This is a genomic window from Williamsia sp. (assembly GCF_016462415.1).
Classification (GTDB): Bacteria; Actinomycetota; Actinomycetes; order Mycobacteriales; family Mycobacteriaceae; genus Williamsia_A.
This window is the reverse complement of sequence record NZ_JAEMTF010000102.1, coordinates 1-16,187: the sequence shown is the minus strand read 5'-3', so window position 1 is coordinate 16,187 and position 16,187 is coordinate 1. Positions and strand designations below refer to the sequence as shown.

The following is a 16,187-nucleotide window of genomic DNA, read 5'->3' as shown; positions in this document are numbered from 1 at the left end:
TCCCTGCTTGTTGGGGTCGTTGTTGATGGTCACGCCGATGGCGATGACCAGTGCCAGTGTCGCCAGGCCGACGATCGCGGGCAGGAAGAAGATGAAGTTGACCAGTGCGGTCACCACCGAGAGCAGCATCCAGATGTTGCGTTTGAACGCGACGTCCTGCGCGGGGATGTTGCCGTCCGGTCCCACGGTGCGGAGCTTGAGCAGCTGCTTACCCAGCGTCGCACCCTTGCGGGACTCGAAGTACGTGAAATACACGATGGCCGCGAAGCTGAGGATCACGGTCACGATGTAGTAGGCGATGCCGCCTGCGGCCACGCCGACGATTCCCTCGATGATCGAGACCGGGATCGCCACGATGATCCCGTCGATGATGCGCGCGCCGAGACGGATCCCGGCACCGGCCGGCTGACCGGCCGTGGAGTAGATGCCCTGGTCATAGGGGGTCTGTTCAGCCGGCGGGGGCGGCGGGTAGGCGCCGGGCTGGCCGTACTGCCCCGGCGATGGGTACTGGCCGGAAGGCGGCGGGTAGCTGCCGGGGGCGCCGTACTGCGGCGGCTGGTTCGGGTCGGATTGGCCGTACTGGGGCTCTTGCCCCTCCGGCCCGGTTCCCGGGTACTGCGGTCCGCTCATGTCTGGTCCTCTCGTCGTGACCGACTCCACCCGGTGGCGGGGCGGTGCCACACGAGTCTAAGTCAGACGTATCCGGCATCTCGAGAGTTTGGCGGTGTCTGACCTCAACGCAGGTTGTGGTGGTTCACCACAGATCGTGTGGGTCCAGGATCCATGGGCCATCGGGGAGCCGATCCGGATCGAACCGATCGAGAAGCGCTGCGGGGGTGATGGTTTCACCCTTGCTCGCCAACAGCAACGACCTGGCGATCGCCGACAGCACCTGAGCGGTGTCGACGCCGACGAGCGCGAGGTCGGCGAGGGTCACCGCCCCGTCGCGCTTGGCGAGGCGTTGCCCGGAGGTGTTGAGCACGAGCGGGACGTGGGCGTGGTCGGGGACGGGCAGTCCGAGCAACGTTGCGAGGTAGGCCTGGCGGGGTGTCGAGGACAGCAGATCGTCGGCGCGGACCACCTGGTCGATGCCCTGCGCGCCGTCGTCGACCACGACGGCCAGGTTGTAGGCGGCGGTTCCGTCGCCGCGTCGCAACACGAAGTCGTCGACCACACCGGTGTAGCGGCCGCACAGGTCGTCGGTGATGGTGAAGCGGGAAGTGTCCGAACGCAATCGGATGGCCGGCGACCGGCCCTCGGCGCGGCGACGGGCGCGCTGGTCCTCGTCGAGGTCACGGCACGTGCCGGGGTAGGCGCCCGGCGGGGCGTGGGGTGCGGTCGGCGCGGCCTGGATCTCCTTTCGGCTGCAGAAGCACTCGAAGGTGCGTCCGGCCGCGGTGAGGGTGTCGATGGCAGCGTCGTGGGCCGCCCGGCGCTCGGACTGCACCACCGGTTCGCCATCCCAGTCCAGGCCGATCGACCGCAGGTCCCGGAGTTGGGTCTCGGCCACGCCCGCACGGGCGCGGTCGTCGAGATCCTCGATCCGCATCAGGAATCGGCGGCCGCTGTGGCGGGCGAAGAGCCAGGCCAGCAGCGCGGTCCGGAGGTTACCGATGTGCAGGTCGCCCGACGGCGAGGGCGCGTAACGGCCGGCGCCGGCGGTCTCGCTCACGCTGTCGCGGAGACGAACTCGTCGAGCGCGGGCGGCACGAGGCGCGCCGACTCGTCGCCCGGACGCCACCAGAACACGATCTCCTCGGGTGCGTCGAGGACCGGGAAATGATCGCGCTCCTCGATCGAGGTGTCGGTCAGCTCGGCGTCGAAGACGAACACGATCTCGTGACCGAGGGTGCCGTCGACGACGAAGATGTTCTCCACCGTCGCGAGGTGCTCCGCCCGCGCGACGGATTCCCCGATCTCCTCGGCGATTTCCCGGTCGAGGGCGGTCCGCGCGCTCTCGCCGAACTCGATACCGCCGCCGAGTGGACGCACGCGCGGATCGTCGGTGTCCAGGCCGTGTCCGGTGACGAGCAGGGCGCCGTCGGATCGTCGTCGGATGAGTGCCACCGCAATGGGTCGGATCGAACTCGCCATGACGTCGAGGGTATCGGCGCGGCCGCCCACTCGACGTCCGTAGCTGCCCACTCGACGTCCGCATCCGCCCACTCGACGCCGGTGGTGATGCAACGATGGGGGTGTGGACCTCCCAGTGCTCCCCCCGGTGTCGCCGATGCTGGCCAAGGCCGTGACCGCCGTACCCGACCAGTTCGACGGCGACCACCCCCTCTGGTCGCACGAACCGAAGTGGGACGGATTCCGCGCGCTCATCTTCCGCGACGGGGACGAGGTGGTCATCGGGTCGCGCAGCGGCAAGGATCTCGCCCGTTACTTTCCCGAACTCGTCGACGCCGCCCGCGCGGAACTGCCCGACCGTGTGGTCGTCGACGGAGAGATCGGGGTGCAGAAACTGATCGGCGGGGTGCGGCGTCTGGACTGGGACTCGTTGAGCCAACGCATCCACCCCGCCGACTCCCGGGTGCAGATGCTGGCAGAGAAGACCCCGGCGATGTTCATCGGCTTCGACGCCCTCGCGCTGGGCGACCGCGACCTGACCGGCGAGAGTTTCGACGTTCGACGCGACGCGCTCACCGAGGCCATCCCCGGGGCGGGCAGTCTGCGCGTGAGTCGCGTGACCACCGACCCGGCCACGGCGGTCGACTGGTTCTCCGCGTTCGAGGGCGCCGGGCTCGACGGGGTCGTGAGCAAGCGGATCACCGGTCACTACCTCCCCGGCAAGCGCGAGATGCTCAAGGTGAAGCACAAGCGCACGGCGGACTGTGTCGTCATCGGGTATCGGATCCACAAGAGCGGCACCGGGCTCGGTTCCATGCTGCTGGGCCTCTACCGCGACGGTGAGCTGCACAGCGTCGGCGGCTCGAGTGCGTTCACCGATGCCAAGCGCATCGAGTTGCAGGAGCAGTTCGAGCCGATGCGACTGGACCCCGACAAGCTCGCCGAGGGTGAGCCCAATCGCTGGAACGCTGCCGGGACCGGGCAGTGGGTGCCGATCCGACCCGAGCTCGTCGTCGAGGTGGGTTACGACCAGATGGAGGGTGACCGCTTCCGGCACACCGTCAGGTTCCAGCGGTGGAGGCCCGATCGGGACCCGGAGAGCTGCGGCTACGACCAGCTCGAGGTCCCCCTGACCTACGACCTGCACGACGTCCTGGAAGGGGTCGACTGATGGCCAAGACCCCCGCGGCGATGGTCGCCGTCGACGATCGCGAGGTGCGTGTCTCCAGTCCGGACCGGGTCGTCTACGAGGCGACCGACCGCACCCCGGACATCACGAAACTCGATGTGTGCGAGTACTTCGCGTCGGTCGGCGATCTGCTGATGTCGGCCGTCGGCAACCGGCCGACCGCGATGGAACGATGGCCCGACGGGTGGCGTGAGGGCATGCGGTTGGCCACCGGCCCGCAGGACCGTGAGGGCGACGGCTTCTATCAGAAGCGTCTGCCGAAAGGGGCGCCCGATTTCGTCGACACCGTGACGATCGCGTTCCCCAGCGGACGCAAGGCCGACGAACTGTGTCCCACCGAGCCGGCGTCACTGGTCTGGGCCGCGCAGATGGGCGCCCTGACGTTCCATCCCTGGCCGGTCCGCCGGGACGACGTCGATCACCCCGACGAGTTGCGCATCGACCTCGACCCGCAGCCGGGGACGTCGTTCTCCGACGCGCAGCGCGTCGCCGCGGTCACCAAGGAATTGTTGGAGGAGCTGGGATTACGCGGTTTCCCGAAGACCAGCGGCAACCGGGGCATCCACATCTACGTGCGCATCGAGCCGCGGTGGACGTTCGACGAGGTCCGCCACGCCGCCATCGGGCTGGGACGCGAACTCGAGCGTCGCGACGACGGTGTGACCACGGCCTGGTGGAAGGAAGAGCGTGGCACCCGGCTCTTCCTGGACTACAACCAGAACCTGCGGGACCGGACGATTGCCAGTGCGTGGAGTCTGCGCGCCCAGCCGGGTGCACCGGTGAGCACACCGGTGTCGTGGTCGCGGCTCGCCGAGGTCACCGACGCGCGCGACTTCACTCTGACGACCGTCCGCGATCACGTCGCCGACGGGGATCCGTGGGCCGAGATCGACGACGAGTCGTACTCCATCGAGCCGTTGCTCGAACTGTGGGAGACGTTGCCGGGCGGTGAACTGAACTGGCCGCCGGATTACCCGAAGCAACCGGGTGAACCGCCGCGCGTGCAGCCGAGCAAGAAGGTCGCCGACCACTGGGACGACGAGGGAAACCGTATCGAGGAGTGATCCACCGACCGGTTCAGGAGAAGAACCGGTGCAGCGCCTCGTCCCAGAGCATGTCGCGTTTGTGGTCGTAGCGGCGACGGATCCACGTCATCGCCGCGATGACCGTACCCATCAGCACCCCGAGAAGGACCACGACGACCATCACCGCGGTCACCCCGGCGTCGGCGGGGATCGGGACCGCCGGCCTCGGGTTGCCCTGCGCGTCGACGGTGATCAGGATGCGGGTGCCCGCATCGGTCCCGGGCGGCACCGTGATGACGCCGGGCTTGTCGCGGCCCTGCCAGGACCAGTGCGCGGCCACCTTGTTCGAGTTGTCGGCGCCGATGGTCGACGTGATCGGAGCGATGGGTGCGGCAGCGGATGTCGTGGTCGCGATGGCGGTGCTGGTCTCGACCCGGGGGACGTCGTCACGCGTCTGCCAGATCAGGACGCCGGGGGCGATGATCGCAGGCAGCAGGAAGATGGCGAGGATGAAAACGAGCTTCTGCAGTCGTCGTTCGGTGATGTCGACACTGCGTTCGAGAGGGTTCGTGGCGGTGACCGGGCGCCCCATGACGCGACGGGTGGCGAGCCGTCGGTTGTTCGGTTGCTGATCCTGGGGCATGTGTGTCGCTTCCGCTTGATCTCTCCCTCAGAGCTTATTCGACACGACAAGGGCCGCAGATGTCGTCTGGGCACCACGGCTTTTCTACGCGATGACGCCGGTGCTCCGCCGTGCGGCCAGGATCCGCTCGATGTGGTCTGCGGCTCGGTCGGCCGAGCCGTCGGCAGGCACGAGCGACGCGACTCGTTCTGCGTCCTCGGTTCGGCCCAAGGCCGTGGTCACCGCTGCGCGCAGCGTCTCCGGGGTGAGGTCGCCGGGATCCAGACGAACGCCGGAGCCGCCGTCGTGGACCCGCACCGCGACGTCGCGTTGATCGCGTCCGAACGGCACGATGACCAGCGGGATGCCGCGAGCCAGCGCCTTCTGCGTGATCCCCATGCCGCCGTGGGTGATCACCACCGAGGTCGTGGCGAGGACCTGCTCGTGCGGTACGAATCGGGTCACGGTGGAGGTGGCGGTGGCGCTGAACGCATCGGGGTCGAGCGCGCCGGTGGTGACCACTGCGTGCAGGCCGGTGCCCTCGAGCGCGGTGAGCGCGGTCCGCGCCAACTCGGCGTCGGCCTGAAGCTCCGTCGAACACGTCACGAGCGCGATGGGTTCGGTGATGGCGGCGATGACCGGATCGGGCTCGGTGGGCGGTGCCCACGAGGACGGTCCGACGAGTTCGACGGTGTCCGGCCAGTCCGTATGCCGGTTCTCCAGTGGCGGCCCGCAGAAGCTCAGGATCAGCGGCGCCCGGCGAAGGTTCTCGTCGCAGTGCCGGACCGCGGGCAGATCATGGGTGCGACGCCATCGGTTGAACTTCTTCTTGAACGCGAGTTCCCAGATCGCCCGGGACGCGTGGGCGAGCGTCGCGTCGCGCACCTGGGCTGCCCGACCCGTTCCGGGCCGCAACCCCAGCCCGATCGGCGGCCCGTCGGTGCTGAACAGCGGCAGGAACGTCGGGCACCAGATGGCCCACGGCAGGCCGGACGCCTCGGCGGCGCACTGTGCGCCGGTCGCGCTCACGTCGGTGAGGACCATGTCCGGCCGGTACGTCGAGATCACCGACGTGAGGTGTCGGAATTCGGCCTCGGCGCGGTCGATGAGTCCGTCGGTCAGTGCGCCGACGGATCGACGGCCATCGCCTTTCCAATCACCGGGTCGCGCATCGTTGAGTTCGGGCGGCAGTGCAGACGCGGTGAACCCGAGGTCCTCCATGCGGACGAGCTCGTCGGCGAGGGTGATGACGTGAATCGTCGCACCGCGGCGGCGCAGTGTGGCCAGGGTTTCGACGACCGGATAGAGCAACCCGCGTGCCGGGGATGTCATGACGAGAATTCGTGACACCACGCGTCCTTTCCCGAACAGAATCGGGAATTCCACCGCCGAAATCGACCATTTCGCAAATCCGGTGAATGCCCGACCATTCAGCGTCTGGAGAAATGAAGTGAATCCACAGGCTACGGGCGCCGAAAAATACGCGAGTCAGAATTCGCCCGGACATCCATGTAATAAAAACCACAGTTTGCCAAACTGCAGAACTGCCGGGCGCGTGATAGCGCCCGGCAGTTCTCTCGTGACTTCGGTGGAGCGGTGGATCAGGTCCAGCGAGCGAGCAGTTCGTTCGACCGCTCGGCGAGCACCATCTGCCAGATCGGGCCGAAGCTGACGCGTCCCACGCCGAGCGCCGCCAGCGCGGACTTGTCGCTGTTGGCCGGGTGGCCGATGGCGTTGACCGGCAGGGGCAGTTCTGAGGTCAGTCGCTTCTGTACGTCGTCGCTGTGGAATCCGACGGGGTAGAGCACGTCGGCGCCGGCCTCGGCGGCCAGCTTCAGGCGGGCGATGGCGCGGTCGACACGATCGGACTCGTCGCCGATCTCCTTGACGAAGAGGTCGGTACGGGCGTTGACCACGACGTGCACGTCGGTCGCGTCGGACGCGGCACGCAGTGCACCGACGAAATCGGCGTGTTCCTGCGCCTCGCGCAGTCGGCCACCCTCACTGTGCACGGTGTCCTCGATGTTGAGGCCGACCGCGCCCGCGTCGATCAGTCCCTCGATCAGACGCTTGGGGTCCTCGCCGTAGCCGGACTCGATGTCGACCGAGATCGGTGCGTCGACCGCCGCGGTGATCTGCTTGATGCGGGTCAGCAGCTCGTCGAAGGTAATGCCCTCGTTGTCGGGCTTGCCGATGGAATCCGACACCGGGTGACTTCCCACGGTGAGCGCGGTGAAGCCGGCGGACAGCGCGAGGTTGGCCGACCATGCGTCCCACACCGTGGGGAGGATGACCGGGGTACCCGGCTTGTGCAGTTCGAGGAGCGTGGTTGCCTTCTGGCTCAGTGAGGTCATGCATCACACAACACCACACTGAGAGGTCTATTTCCGCCCGTCTCACGATGTGAGAACGACCGTTCTCCCATCTCCCGAATGTGCCGTGATCACCCGCCGAACGTGCCGTAAACACCCGCCGAACGTGCCGAAACCGTCCCGCGGATTCAGGTCCGCACGAGCGGTGGATCTCACGAGGCGCAGGTCAGGCGTTTTGTAAATCGGGAGTCGCGCTAAACAGTTACAAAAAATATGCAATCCGTGAATACGTTCCGGCGTGGCGAAAAGAGATGGGCGCGTTGGGTGTCCGCATCGCAGGAGCGGAGAGGCTTCCATCGTGGGCAAGCGCATCAATACATCGGGTTCGGCATCGAAGGTCATGGCGCACACCGCGCTGACGGCGACGGTGGCCACGGTTGCCGCCGTGGCGCTGGTCCACAGTCCGGCAAGCGGCGGATCGTCGAAAGCCGTGGTCGAATCGGCTTCATCCCGTGTCGATGCGCTGGCGCTGACCAACTCCGCGGTGGCAGCGGTGCTGAACCAGGCCGGTTCCGAGGCGAACGCGACCAATCCTCCATCGGGTGCACAGTCGAGCGGCGCTGCAACGACCTCGACGCCGCGTCGAGCAGCGGGGGTGTCGGTAGCCGACTCGAGATTCACAGCCGGCATCAGTGTGGTTCCGACGATCGCCACGGGCTCGTCGGCTGGCGATACCCCGTTCGTGTCGGTGTCGAACTCGCTCGCCCCGTATGTCGCGACGTCATTCAGCGCGTTTCCCGCGGTGTCGGCGTGGATCCCGATCGCCTCGGGTGAGCGGTCGACGGCCTTTGCGCTCGTGGCGCCCGAGACCGGGGCGGGCGCGGCATCGGGGGGCACTGATTTCTTGGGTGTTCTGATCCGGGTGTTCATCGGCAACGGCGCTGACGCGGCCGCCGATTGCGTCGGACTCGCATGCAACGGCGGCAACGGTGGCCTGTTGTTCGGCAATGGCGGCAATGGTGCCAACGGCGGTCTGGGTGGTAGAGCCGGGTTGATCGGCAACGGCGGCAACGGCGGCAATGCTGCAGGTGTCGGCCTCGCCGGCGGTAACGGCGGCAGCGCCATCCTGTTCGGCACCGGGGGACGAGGAGGTGCAGGCGCCAACGGCACAGGCGGCGCGGACGGTGCGATCGGAACGGACGGCGGCGCGGGAACCGCAGGCGGCAACGGAGGACGTGGCGGTAACGGCGGCGCGCTCGGTGGCGGTGGCGGAGCCGGCGGAGCGGGAGGCAACGGCGGCGTCGGCGGCAACGGCGGTGCAGGGGTCGGAGGGGCAGCAGCCACCGAACCCGGTGCGATGGGGAACGACGGGTTCACCGGTGGAGCAGGCGGATCTGGCGGCGCAGGCGGAAATGCGGGTGCCGCTGGAACGGGTGGCTTCTTCGGTGCGGTCGGACTGACGGGTGTCAACGGCAGCGGTGGTGCAGGCGGTAACGGAAACATCGGCGGGACCGGTGGTGCAGGTGCCAACGGTGCCGATGGCACCGAAGCGGGCGCGGCGGGTCAGGCCGGCGGCGCGGGAGGCACGGGCGGCGCCGGCGGTGGCGCGGGCGCCGGTGGTGCGGCCGGTACCGGTGGAACGGGTGGATCGGCAGGCTCCGCGGGCGGTTCGGGAACGCAGGGTGTCGGTGGCGCGGGCGGTAACGGTGGCAGCGGTGCGGTCGGAGCATCGGGCGGCGTCGGCGCTGACGGGGACGCGGCTGAGGGTGCCGGTGCGGCCGGGAACGCAGGTGGCGCGGGTCTGGCCGGTGGCAACGGTGGTGCGGGCGGTGACGCCGGTATCGGCGGTGCAGGCTCGATCGCAGGTGTCGACGGCGTCAACGGCAACGGTGGTGCGGGCGGAGCCGGCGGCAACGGTGGTGCGGGATCGAGCGGCAACAACGGTGCCGATGGCCTTGCCGGTGCGAACCCGGGCGATGCCGGTGGCGCGGGTCAGGCCGGTGGTGCGGGCGGTGACGGTGGCGCAGCTGGTGTCGGCGGCCTCGGTGGTGCTGCGGGTACCGGTGGAACCGGCGGATCAGCTGGAGCCGACGGTGAGGCGGGCGTGCTCGGTGCTGCCGGGAACGGCGGCGCCGGCGGATCCGGTGGTTCCGGAGCGAACGGGACCACCGGGACGAACGGTTCGAACGGCGCTGACGGCGTCAACGGAAGCGGTGACACCGTGACGGCGCGCGACGGAGAAGACGGCGGCGACGGCACGGCGGGCGGTCGTGGAGGTGCAGGTGGTGTCGGTGGCAACGGCGGTGCTGCCGGGACGGGGCTCGGCGACGCCCAGGCCGGAAGCAACGGAAACGGTGGCGCAGGCGGAATCGGCGGAACCGGCGGTTCGGGCGGCACCGGTGGAAGTGGCTTCGGTGACTACACCGTCCGGGGCGGCGACGGAGGAGCAGGCGGCAGCGGTGCCGCCGGCGGAATCGGTGGTGTCGGCGGATCCGCCGGCTCCGGAGGGCTGGCAGGAACCGGCAGCGCCGGTGCCGCAGGATCGAACGGCAGCAACGGGACCGGTGGAAACGGCGGCAACGGCGGAAACGGCGGAGTCGGTGACAACCGAGGCGGCAACGGCGGGCAGGGCGGAAGCGTGACGGCCCCGTCCGGCGACGCCACAGCCGGCAATGGTGGGAACGGCGGCTACTACGGCGGGTACGCCCCGAGCATCAGCACCGGCGGCAAGGGGGGCGATGCTGTGACCGGTGGAACCGGCTCGACTGCCACCGGCGGCAACGGCGGCGCAGGCGGGTACAACGGCGGTTCAGCAGGGGCCGGCGGCACGGGAACGGCCACCGGAGCCGGTGGCACCGGCAACGGAGGTGACGGCGGCAGCGGCACGGACGGGTACTTCTTCGGTGGCGGCACCGCCGGAAACGGCGGCGCCGGCATTGCCACCGGCACCAACGGGTCCGCGAACGGTGGAACGGGTGGCACCGGTGGGGAAGGCTACTACTCCGACGGCGGTACGGGCGGCAACGGCGGAACCGCTACGACCACTGGCACTCCGGGCGCTGCTGTCGGAGGCAACGGAGGTTCCGGTGGCCCCGGCGGGACGGGTGGATACGGCTACGCGGGCAACGGTGGGGCGGGCGGCAATGGTGGAGCCGCCACCAGTGCAGGCGGTGGAACCAGCGCAGGAGGTACCGGCGGCGCAGGTGGCACCGGCGGCACCGGCGGTTCGGGTGGTGTGGGCGGTCCCAGTGGCAACAACGGGACGAGCTCAGGGGGATCCGCGACTTCTGCCGGCAACGGTGCTTCCAGCGGAACGAGTACCCCCTGACCGGGAACGACACGACCCCGCCGAGGTGGCTTCTCGCCACCTCGGCGGTGGCCGTGGTGATAGCCGTTGTCGCAGTTGGTGTGGCGACCTGGGCGCTACTCGAGCCGGCACCTGAACCCGGCGCGCCGTCGTACAGCGCCAGTGAGGTCACCGATGCGACGACATCGGTGTGTCAGGCCTACGACCTGGCTCTGCGCGCGGTGTCGTTGCAGACCAACGCGACCCCACCGGCCGGTGATTCGGGCGCGTTGGCAGCGACGGCGAATGCGCGTCTGGCGCTGATGGTGGCGTCGGTCAATCTCACCGATGCGCTCGCGGCAGCACCTGCCACCCCAGAAGGCTTGGCGACCCCGGTGAAGCAACTCGCCGGCGAGTATCGGCTGGTGGCAACGAATTATCTGGCGGGTGTGACGATCGACCAGGCGCCGATACCGGCTGCCCTACAGCGAGCCGGTACGGCAGCGACGACCATCACGGGAGCCTGCCGCCGATAGCTATGTGGGTGTGCCCCGCATGTCGCAGGGGACGACGTGGCCGTCGTCGATGAGGGCCAGCGTGACCCGCATCTGATCTGGCTGCAGACTGCCCGACCAGTTGTCGTAGGGATGGTCGAGGAAACCCACGACGAGCAGCGCGGAGGTGACGAGAGCCGATACGAATGCGATGGGGACGGCCTGGATGACGGCACTCTCACGCCGGTCGGCCTGCACGCACATGTACGCGAGAATGGCGCTCGCCCCGATGCCGAGGACGATCCACAGCGGGATCGGCACCGACGGAGCGGCCTCGGCGGCGCGAGCGCGGCGACCGTCCCGGCGCTGTGCCTGCTGGTCGAACCACTGCGCGTAGGCGGCCTCTTGCTTGGCGTTGGTCGGATCGATGGCGGCGAAGTCGGTCACCGTCGTGTCGACCCAGTGCTGCACGGTCGTCGAGGATCTGCCCTTGCGCATGGCCGGCCACTCGTCTTCGATGACCGCGCGGGAGTAGCAGATGAGGTCGCCGTGCAGACGCGAACCGTCGTGGCCCTCGAGTACGTCGGCGACGTTGTGCAGCTCGGTGACCGCGACGGCTTCCGTGCTGCCGCCGTCACGGGCTTTCTGATAGTTCTGCAGCGCGTAGAAGATGGTGAAGGCCAGCAGCACCGCGAACATGGTGCCGATGACCGTGAGGGCGCCCGCGGCCCGGGTGCTGTCGATGAACCAGCCGGGGTCGGGTGCGCGTCTGCGCGCCAACAACTTCACGACGACCACGGTCGTCACCACCACGAGCAGCACCACGACCGCCAACCAGTTCAGCACCCGCTGATTGTGTCGTACGCAGCCATTCCCGGTGGGGCAACGCGCTACTCGGCAGCACGGTCGGCGGGCGATCAGGGCCCGCTCGGCGGGTGGTTGGGGCCCGCTCGGCGGGTCAGAGGCCGAGGCTGCGTGCAATCAGCATGAGTTGCACCTCGGTGGTGCCCTCACCGATCTCGAGGATCTTGCTGTCGCGGTAGTGCCGGGAGACGGGGTAGTCGTTCATGAACCCGTTGCCGCCGTGGATCTGGGTGGCGTCGCGTGCGTTATCCATCGCGGCCTCGGACGACACCATCTTCGCGATCGACGCCTGCGTCTTGAACGGCTTGCCCGCCAACATGAGGGCGGCCGCGTCGTAGTACGCAGTGCGCGCGACGTAGGCCCGCGCCTGCATCCGGGCGATCTTGAACGACACCGCCTGGTTGGAACCGATGGTGCGGCCGAATGCCACGCGCTCGTTGGCGTATCTCACGCTTTCGTCGACGCAGCCCTGTGCGACACCAACCGCGAGGGCGGCGATGGCGATACGTCCCTCGTCCAGAATGCGTAGGAAGTTGGCGTATCCACGGCCGAGATCGCCCAGCAGGTTCTCGCGGGGTACTCGCACGTCGCCGAAGCTGAGCGGGTGCGTGTCCGACGCGTTCCACCCGACCTTGTTGTAGGCGGGGCCTGCCGCGAAGCCGGGGGTGTCGGTGGGGACGATGATGGTCGAGATCTGTTTGTTCCCCGACGCGTCGGTGTCGGTGACCGCGGCGACGGTGACGATCTCGGTGATGTCGGTACCGGAGTTCGTGATGAATTCCTTGGACCCGTTGATGACCCATTCGTCGCCGTCGAGCTTCGCGGTGGTCTTGGTGCCACTCGCGTCGCTGCCGCAGTCGGGTTCGGTGAGTCCGAACGCGCCGAGTGCCTGCCCGGAGAGCAGCCGAGGCAGCCAGGTCTTCTTCTGCTCGTCGGTGCCGAAGCGGAAAATCGGCATCGCGCCGAGCGACACCCCGGCCTCGAGGGTGATCGCCACGCTCTGGTCGACCTTGCCGAGCTCTTCCAGCGCGAGGCACAGCGCGAAGTAGTCGCCGCCCATGCCGCCGAACTCCTCCGGGAACGGCAGACCGAAAAGCCCCATCTCGGCCATCCCGGCCACGACCTCGTACGGGAAGCTGTGCTCGGCGTCGTGTTTCGCCGACACCGGAGCAACGACGGTGCGTGCGAAGTCACGCACCGACTTCACCAGCTGCTGGTACTCGTCGGGCAGGTTCTCGGTGGCGAGGAAGTCGCTCATGGGATCTCTTTCACTGCGGGGTCGTCGTTCACGGGGGTGGTTTCGGTCGGGATGATCCGGGCCAGGACGTCGCCGACGCCGACCTGATCGCCTGCGCCGACGAGCAATTCGACGGTGCCGTCGACCGATGCGGTGAGGGAGTGCTCCATCTTCATCGCCTCCACGACAAGGACCACCGTCCCGGCCGTGACCGCCGCGCCGTCGTCGGCGCCGACGGCGATGACCGATCCCGGCATCGGACTGCGGATGTCGGTGTCGGCGCTCGCGTCAGCGGCACCAGTTGTGCCAGGACCGGTGTGGCGGGCGAATCGCCACACCCCGCCGGGTCGGTGTACCCAGATGATCTCGTCATCGGAGACCACACGGTAGTGGCGGCGTCGGCCGCTCACGGTCAGATCTGCGCCGTCGTCGGTCAGGGTGGCCGACACGTCGACCGGCTCGGCGTCGTCGACGCTCGCCGTGGCGGCGGACGGCGTTCCGCGGAGTGCGACGACGAACGCCGTGTCCTGATCCGGTGTCGGTGAGCCGGTATCCGCTCGCAGGCGGATCGTCGTGGGTGCTGTGACGCCACCGGGCCGCCACCCGCTCGGAACCGACCACAGATCGTCGGCATCCGACCAGGGCCTCGACCACTCGTGCACGGCGGCGGCGATCACCGCATCGTCCGGAGCGGTGGTGGCGGCGTAGGTCTCGACAAGTCGGTCGAGAAGGCCGGTGTCGAGATCGCCGTTGCGGACATCCTTGTCGGACAGCAGGAATCGGAGAAAATCGATGTTGGTGCCGACGCCGAGCAGGGCGGTGTGTTCCAGCGCCCGGTCGAGTCGGGCCACGGCGGTGGCCCGGTCCGGACCGTGGGCGATGACCTTCGAGAGCATGGGGTCGTAGTTGCTGCCCACCACCGACCCGGTCGCGATACCTGAGTCGACCCGCACACCGGTTCCGGTCGGCTCGTCCAGGCTGAGGACGGTGCCGCCGGTCGGGATGAACCCGTGGGCGGGGTCCTCGGCGTAGACCCGGGCCTCGATCGCGTGACCGGTCAGCGTGACGTCGTCCTGCGCGATGTCGAGGACCTCACCTCGCGCGACGCGGATCTGCCACTGCACCAGGTCGATCCCGGTGACCATCTCGGTGACCGGGTGTTCGACCTGGAGTCGGGTGTTCATCTCCATGAAGAAGAACTCGTCGGGCCGGTCGGCGGAGACGATGAACTCGACCGTTCCGGCGCCGCGGTAGCCCACGCTGCGGGCGGTGTCGCAGGCAGCCGCACCGATCCGGGCGCGGGTGGTCTCGTCGAGAAGCGGCGACGGCGCCTCCTCGATCACCTTCTGGTGGCGCCGCTGCAGGCTGCACTCGCGTTCGCCGAGATGGATGACGCCCCCGTGGGTGTCGGCGAGGACCTGCACCTCGATGTGCCGGGGCCGCAACACGAACCGCTCGAGGAAGAGGGTGTCGTCTCCGAAGGACGACGCGGCTTCGCGACGTGCGCTGACCAGCGCGGCGGCGAGATCGGAGGGTTGATGCACCACCCGCATGCCCTTGCCGCCACCACCGGCGGATGGTTTGACCAGGACGGGATAGCCGATGTCGCCGGCCGCGTCGATCAGCTCGTCGTCGGTCAGGCCCGGGCGCGCGATGCCGGGAACCACTGGCACCCCGTGCCCCGACACGGTGTTCTTTGCGGTGATCTTGTCGCCCATCACCGTCATCGCGTCGGGGGTCGGGCCGATGAACACGATGCCGGCCTTGTCGCACGCGGAGGCGAAGTCGGCGTTCTCGGAGAGGAATCCGTAGCCGGGGTGGATCGCGTCTGCGCCGGTGCGGGTGGCGGCGGCGATGATGGCGTCGATCTTGAGGTAGCTCTCGCGGGCCGGCGCGGGGCCGATCAGGATCGCATCGTCGGCGGCGTGCACGTGGGGCGCGTCGGCATCGGCCTCGCTGAACACCGCGATCGACCGGATGCCCATGTCGCGCAGCGTGCGGATGACGCGGACGGCGATCTCACCGCGGTTGGCGACCAGGACTGAATCAACACTCATCTGTTCGGTCACATCCTGAAAACGCCGTAGGAGACCGGTTCGAGTGGCGCGTTGGCGCACACGCCGAGAGCCAGTCCGAGGACCGTGCGGGTGTCGGCGGGGTCGATGATCCCGTCGTCCCACAGTCGCGCAGTGGAGTAGTACGGGTTGCCCTGCGCCTCGTACTGGTCACGGATCGGAGCCTTGAACGCCTCCTGGTCGTCGTCGGACCATGGCCTGCCCGCTGAGTCCAGCTGGTCGCCGCGCACGGTCGACAGCACCGACGCGGCTTGTTCACCACCCATCACCGAGATGCGGGCGTTGGGCCACATCCACAGGAACCGAGGCGAATACGCGCGACCACACATCGAATAGTTGCCCGCACCGTAGGAGCCGCCGATGACCACGGTGAGCTTGGGGACGCGCGCACAGGCGACGGCGGTGACCATCTTCGCGCCGTGTTTGGCGATGCCGCCCGCCTCGTAGTCGCGGCCCACCATGAACCCGGCGATGTTCTGCAGGAACAGCAGGGGGATGGAGCGTTTGTCGCAGAGCTCGATGAAATGCGCTCCCTTCAGGGCGGATTCGGCGAACAGGACCCCGTTGTTCGCGATGATGCCGACGGGATGGCCGTGAATGTGGGCGAATCCGGTGACCAGGGTGGTGCCGTAGCCGGACTTGAACTCGTCGAACTCGCCGGCGTCGACAAGCCGGGTGATGACCTCGTGCACGTCGTACGGGGTGCGCAGATCCGTCGGCACGACGTCGTACAACTCGTGCTGATCGGCGACCGGCTCACGCGGTTCGGTCATCGTCCACGGAACCGCGGTCCGCGGACCCAGCGTGGAGACGATCCGTCGCACCCGGTGTAGGGCGTCCGCGTCATCGTCGGCGAGATGGTCGGTGACGCCGGAGACGGTCGAATGCAGTTGTCCGCCACCGAGTTCCTCGGCGGTGACGACCTCACCGGTCGCGGCCTTCACCAGCGGCGGCCCGCCGAGGAAGATCGTGCCCTGATTGCGGACGATGACGCACTCGTCGCTCATCGC

At 68.6% G+C, this 16,187-nt stretch carries 15 protein-coding genes; 4 read left to right on the top strand and 11 right to left on the bottom strand.

Annotated elements, in window-relative coordinates:
- The 3 genes from JHC79_RS19195 to JHC79_RS19185 form a co-directional block, all read right to left on the bottom strand.
- The coding region (locus tag JHC79_RS19195) for an RDD family protein (RefSeq protein WP_296393837.1) at positions 1–630 on the bottom strand (630 nt) is incomplete at its 3' end.
- Between the two features lie 124 nt (positions 631–754).
- Entirely contained in the window at positions 755–1,672 is a 918-nt protein-coding gene (gene gluQRS, locus JHC79_RS19190) for a tRNA glutamyl-Q(34) synthetase GluQRS (protein WP_296393836.1), read from the bottom strand.
- Positions 1,669–2,094: an NUDIX domain-containing protein gene (locus tag JHC79_RS19185; RefSeq protein ID WP_296393835.1), complete on the bottom strand. Its 426-nt coding sequence runs from the start codon at positions 2,092–2,094 to the stop codon at positions 1,669–1,671. The genes gluQRS and JHC79_RS19185 overlap by 4 nt, the downstream gene beginning before the upstream one ends.
- A gap of 103 nt (positions 2,095–2,197) precedes the next feature.
- Here JHC79_RS19185 and JHC79_RS19180 point away from each other — a divergent pair, with 103 nt between their 5' ends.
- The gene (locus JHC79_RS19180; RefSeq protein WP_296393833.1) at positions 2,198–3,244 is read left to right on the top strand and encodes an ATP-dependent DNA ligase; all 1,047 of its coding nucleotides are present in this window, start codon (positions 2,198–2,200) and stop codon (positions 3,242–3,244) included.
- Positions 3,244–4,326 carry a DNA polymerase domain-containing protein gene (locus JHC79_RS19175; RefSeq protein ID WP_296393831.1) on the top strand — a complete coding sequence of 361 codons (1,083 nt, stop codon included), beginning with the start codon at positions 3,244–3,246 and terminating at the stop codon, positions 4,324–4,326. Before JHC79_RS19180 ends, JHC79_RS19175 begins: the two co-directional genes overlap by 1 nt.
- Positions 4,327–4,339: 13 nt before the next feature.
- Here JHC79_RS19175 and JHC79_RS19170 read toward each other — a convergent pair whose 3' ends face one another.
- The 4 genes from JHC79_RS19170 to JHC79_RS19155 form a co-directional block, all read right to left on the bottom strand.
- Positions 4,340–4,930, bottom strand: a complete 591-nt coding sequence (locus tag JHC79_RS19170; protein WP_296393829.1) for a hypothetical protein — start codon at positions 4,928–4,930, stop codon at positions 4,340–4,342.
- An 84-nt stretch (positions 4,931–5,014) separates the two neighbouring features.
- Positions 5,015–6,259: a glycosyltransferase gene (locus JHC79_RS19165; protein ID WP_296393826.1), complete on the bottom strand. Its 1,245-nt coding sequence runs from the start codon at positions 6,257–6,259 to the stop codon at positions 5,015–5,017.
- A 251-nt stretch (positions 6,260–6,510) separates the two neighbouring features.
- A complete protein-coding gene (locus JHC79_RS19160; protein WP_296393824.1) occupies positions 6,511–7,263 on the bottom strand; it encodes an isocitrate lyase/phosphoenolpyruvate mutase family protein in 753 nt (250 codons plus the stop codon).
- Positions 7,264–7,305: 42 nt separating this feature from the next.
- Positions 7,306–8,151 (bottom strand): hypothetical protein, encoded by an 846-nt coding sequence (locus tag JHC79_RS19155; RefSeq protein ID WP_296393821.1) that lies wholly within the window; start codon positions 8,149–8,151, stop codon positions 7,306–7,308.
- Here JHC79_RS19155 and JHC79_RS19150 point away from each other — a divergent pair.
- Positions 8,126–10,549, top strand: a complete 2,424-nt coding sequence (locus tag JHC79_RS19150; RefSeq protein ID WP_296393819.1) for a hypothetical protein — start codon at positions 8,126–8,128, stop codon at positions 10,547–10,549. The two genes, JHC79_RS19155 and JHC79_RS19150, sit on opposite strands and share 26 nt — an antisense overlap.
- Positions 10,550–10,602: 53 nt before the next feature.
- On the top strand, positions 10,603–11,043 hold the full coding sequence (locus JHC79_RS19145) for a hypothetical protein (protein WP_296393817.1): 441 nt from the start codon (positions 10,603–10,605) through the stop codon (positions 11,041–11,043).
- Here the strand turns inward: JHC79_RS19145 and JHC79_RS19140 are convergent, their stop codons facing one another.
- From JHC79_RS19140 to JHC79_RS19125, 4 genes are all read right to left on the bottom strand, one after another.
- A complete protein-coding gene (locus JHC79_RS19140; protein WP_296393815.1) occupies positions 11,044–11,847 on the bottom strand; it encodes a DUF4239 domain-containing protein in 804 nt (267 codons plus the stop codon).
- 112 nt (positions 11,848–11,959) lie between these two features.
- Entirely contained in the window at positions 11,960–13,123 is a 1,164-nt protein-coding gene (locus JHC79_RS19135) for an acyl-CoA dehydrogenase family protein (protein WP_296393812.1), read from the bottom strand.
- Entirely contained in the window at positions 13,120–15,159 is a 2,040-nt protein-coding gene (locus JHC79_RS19130; protein ID WP_296393810.1) for an acetyl/propionyl/methylcrotonyl-CoA carboxylase subunit alpha, read from the bottom strand. The genes JHC79_RS19135 and JHC79_RS19130 overlap by 4 nt, the downstream gene beginning before the upstream one ends.
- An 8-nt stretch (positions 15,160–15,167) precedes the next feature.
- Positions 15,168–16,187 (bottom strand): carboxyl transferase domain-containing protein (locus JHC79_RS19125; protein ID WP_296393808.1); only part of this gene is annotated, 1,020 nt, incomplete at its 5' end.

What these genes read in the sequence shown, in the direction of transcription:
- JHC79_RS19185 (WP_296393835.1), bottom strand. Translation starts at nt 2,094, where the DNA reads ATGGCGAGTTCGATCCGACCCATTGCGGTGGCACTCATCCGACGACGA.
- JHC79_RS19175 (WP_296393831.1), top strand. Translation starts at nt 3,244, where the DNA reads ATGGCCAAGACCCCCGCGGCGATGGTCGCCGTCGACGATCGCGAGGTG.
- JHC79_RS19170 (WP_296393829.1), bottom strand. Translation starts at nt 4,930, where the DNA reads ATGCCCCAGGATCAGCAACCGAACAACCGACGGCTCGCCACCCGTCGC.
- JHC79_RS19160 (WP_296393824.1), bottom strand. Translation starts at nt 7,263, where the DNA reads ATGACCTCACTGAGCCAGAAGGCAACCACGCTCCTCGAACTGCACAAG.
- JHC79_RS19155 (WP_296393821.1), bottom strand. Translation starts at nt 8,151, where the DNA reads ATGAACACCCGGATCAGAACACCCAAGAAATCAGTGCCCCCCGATGCC.
- JHC79_RS19135 (WP_296393812.1), bottom strand. Translation starts at nt 13,123, where the DNA reads ATGAGCGACTTCCTCGCCACCGAGAACCTGCCCGACGAGTACCAGCAG.
- JHC79_RS19130 (WP_296393810.1), bottom strand. Translation starts at nt 15,159, where the DNA reads ATGAGTGTTGATTCAGTCCTGGTCGCCAACCGCGGTGAGATCGCCGTC.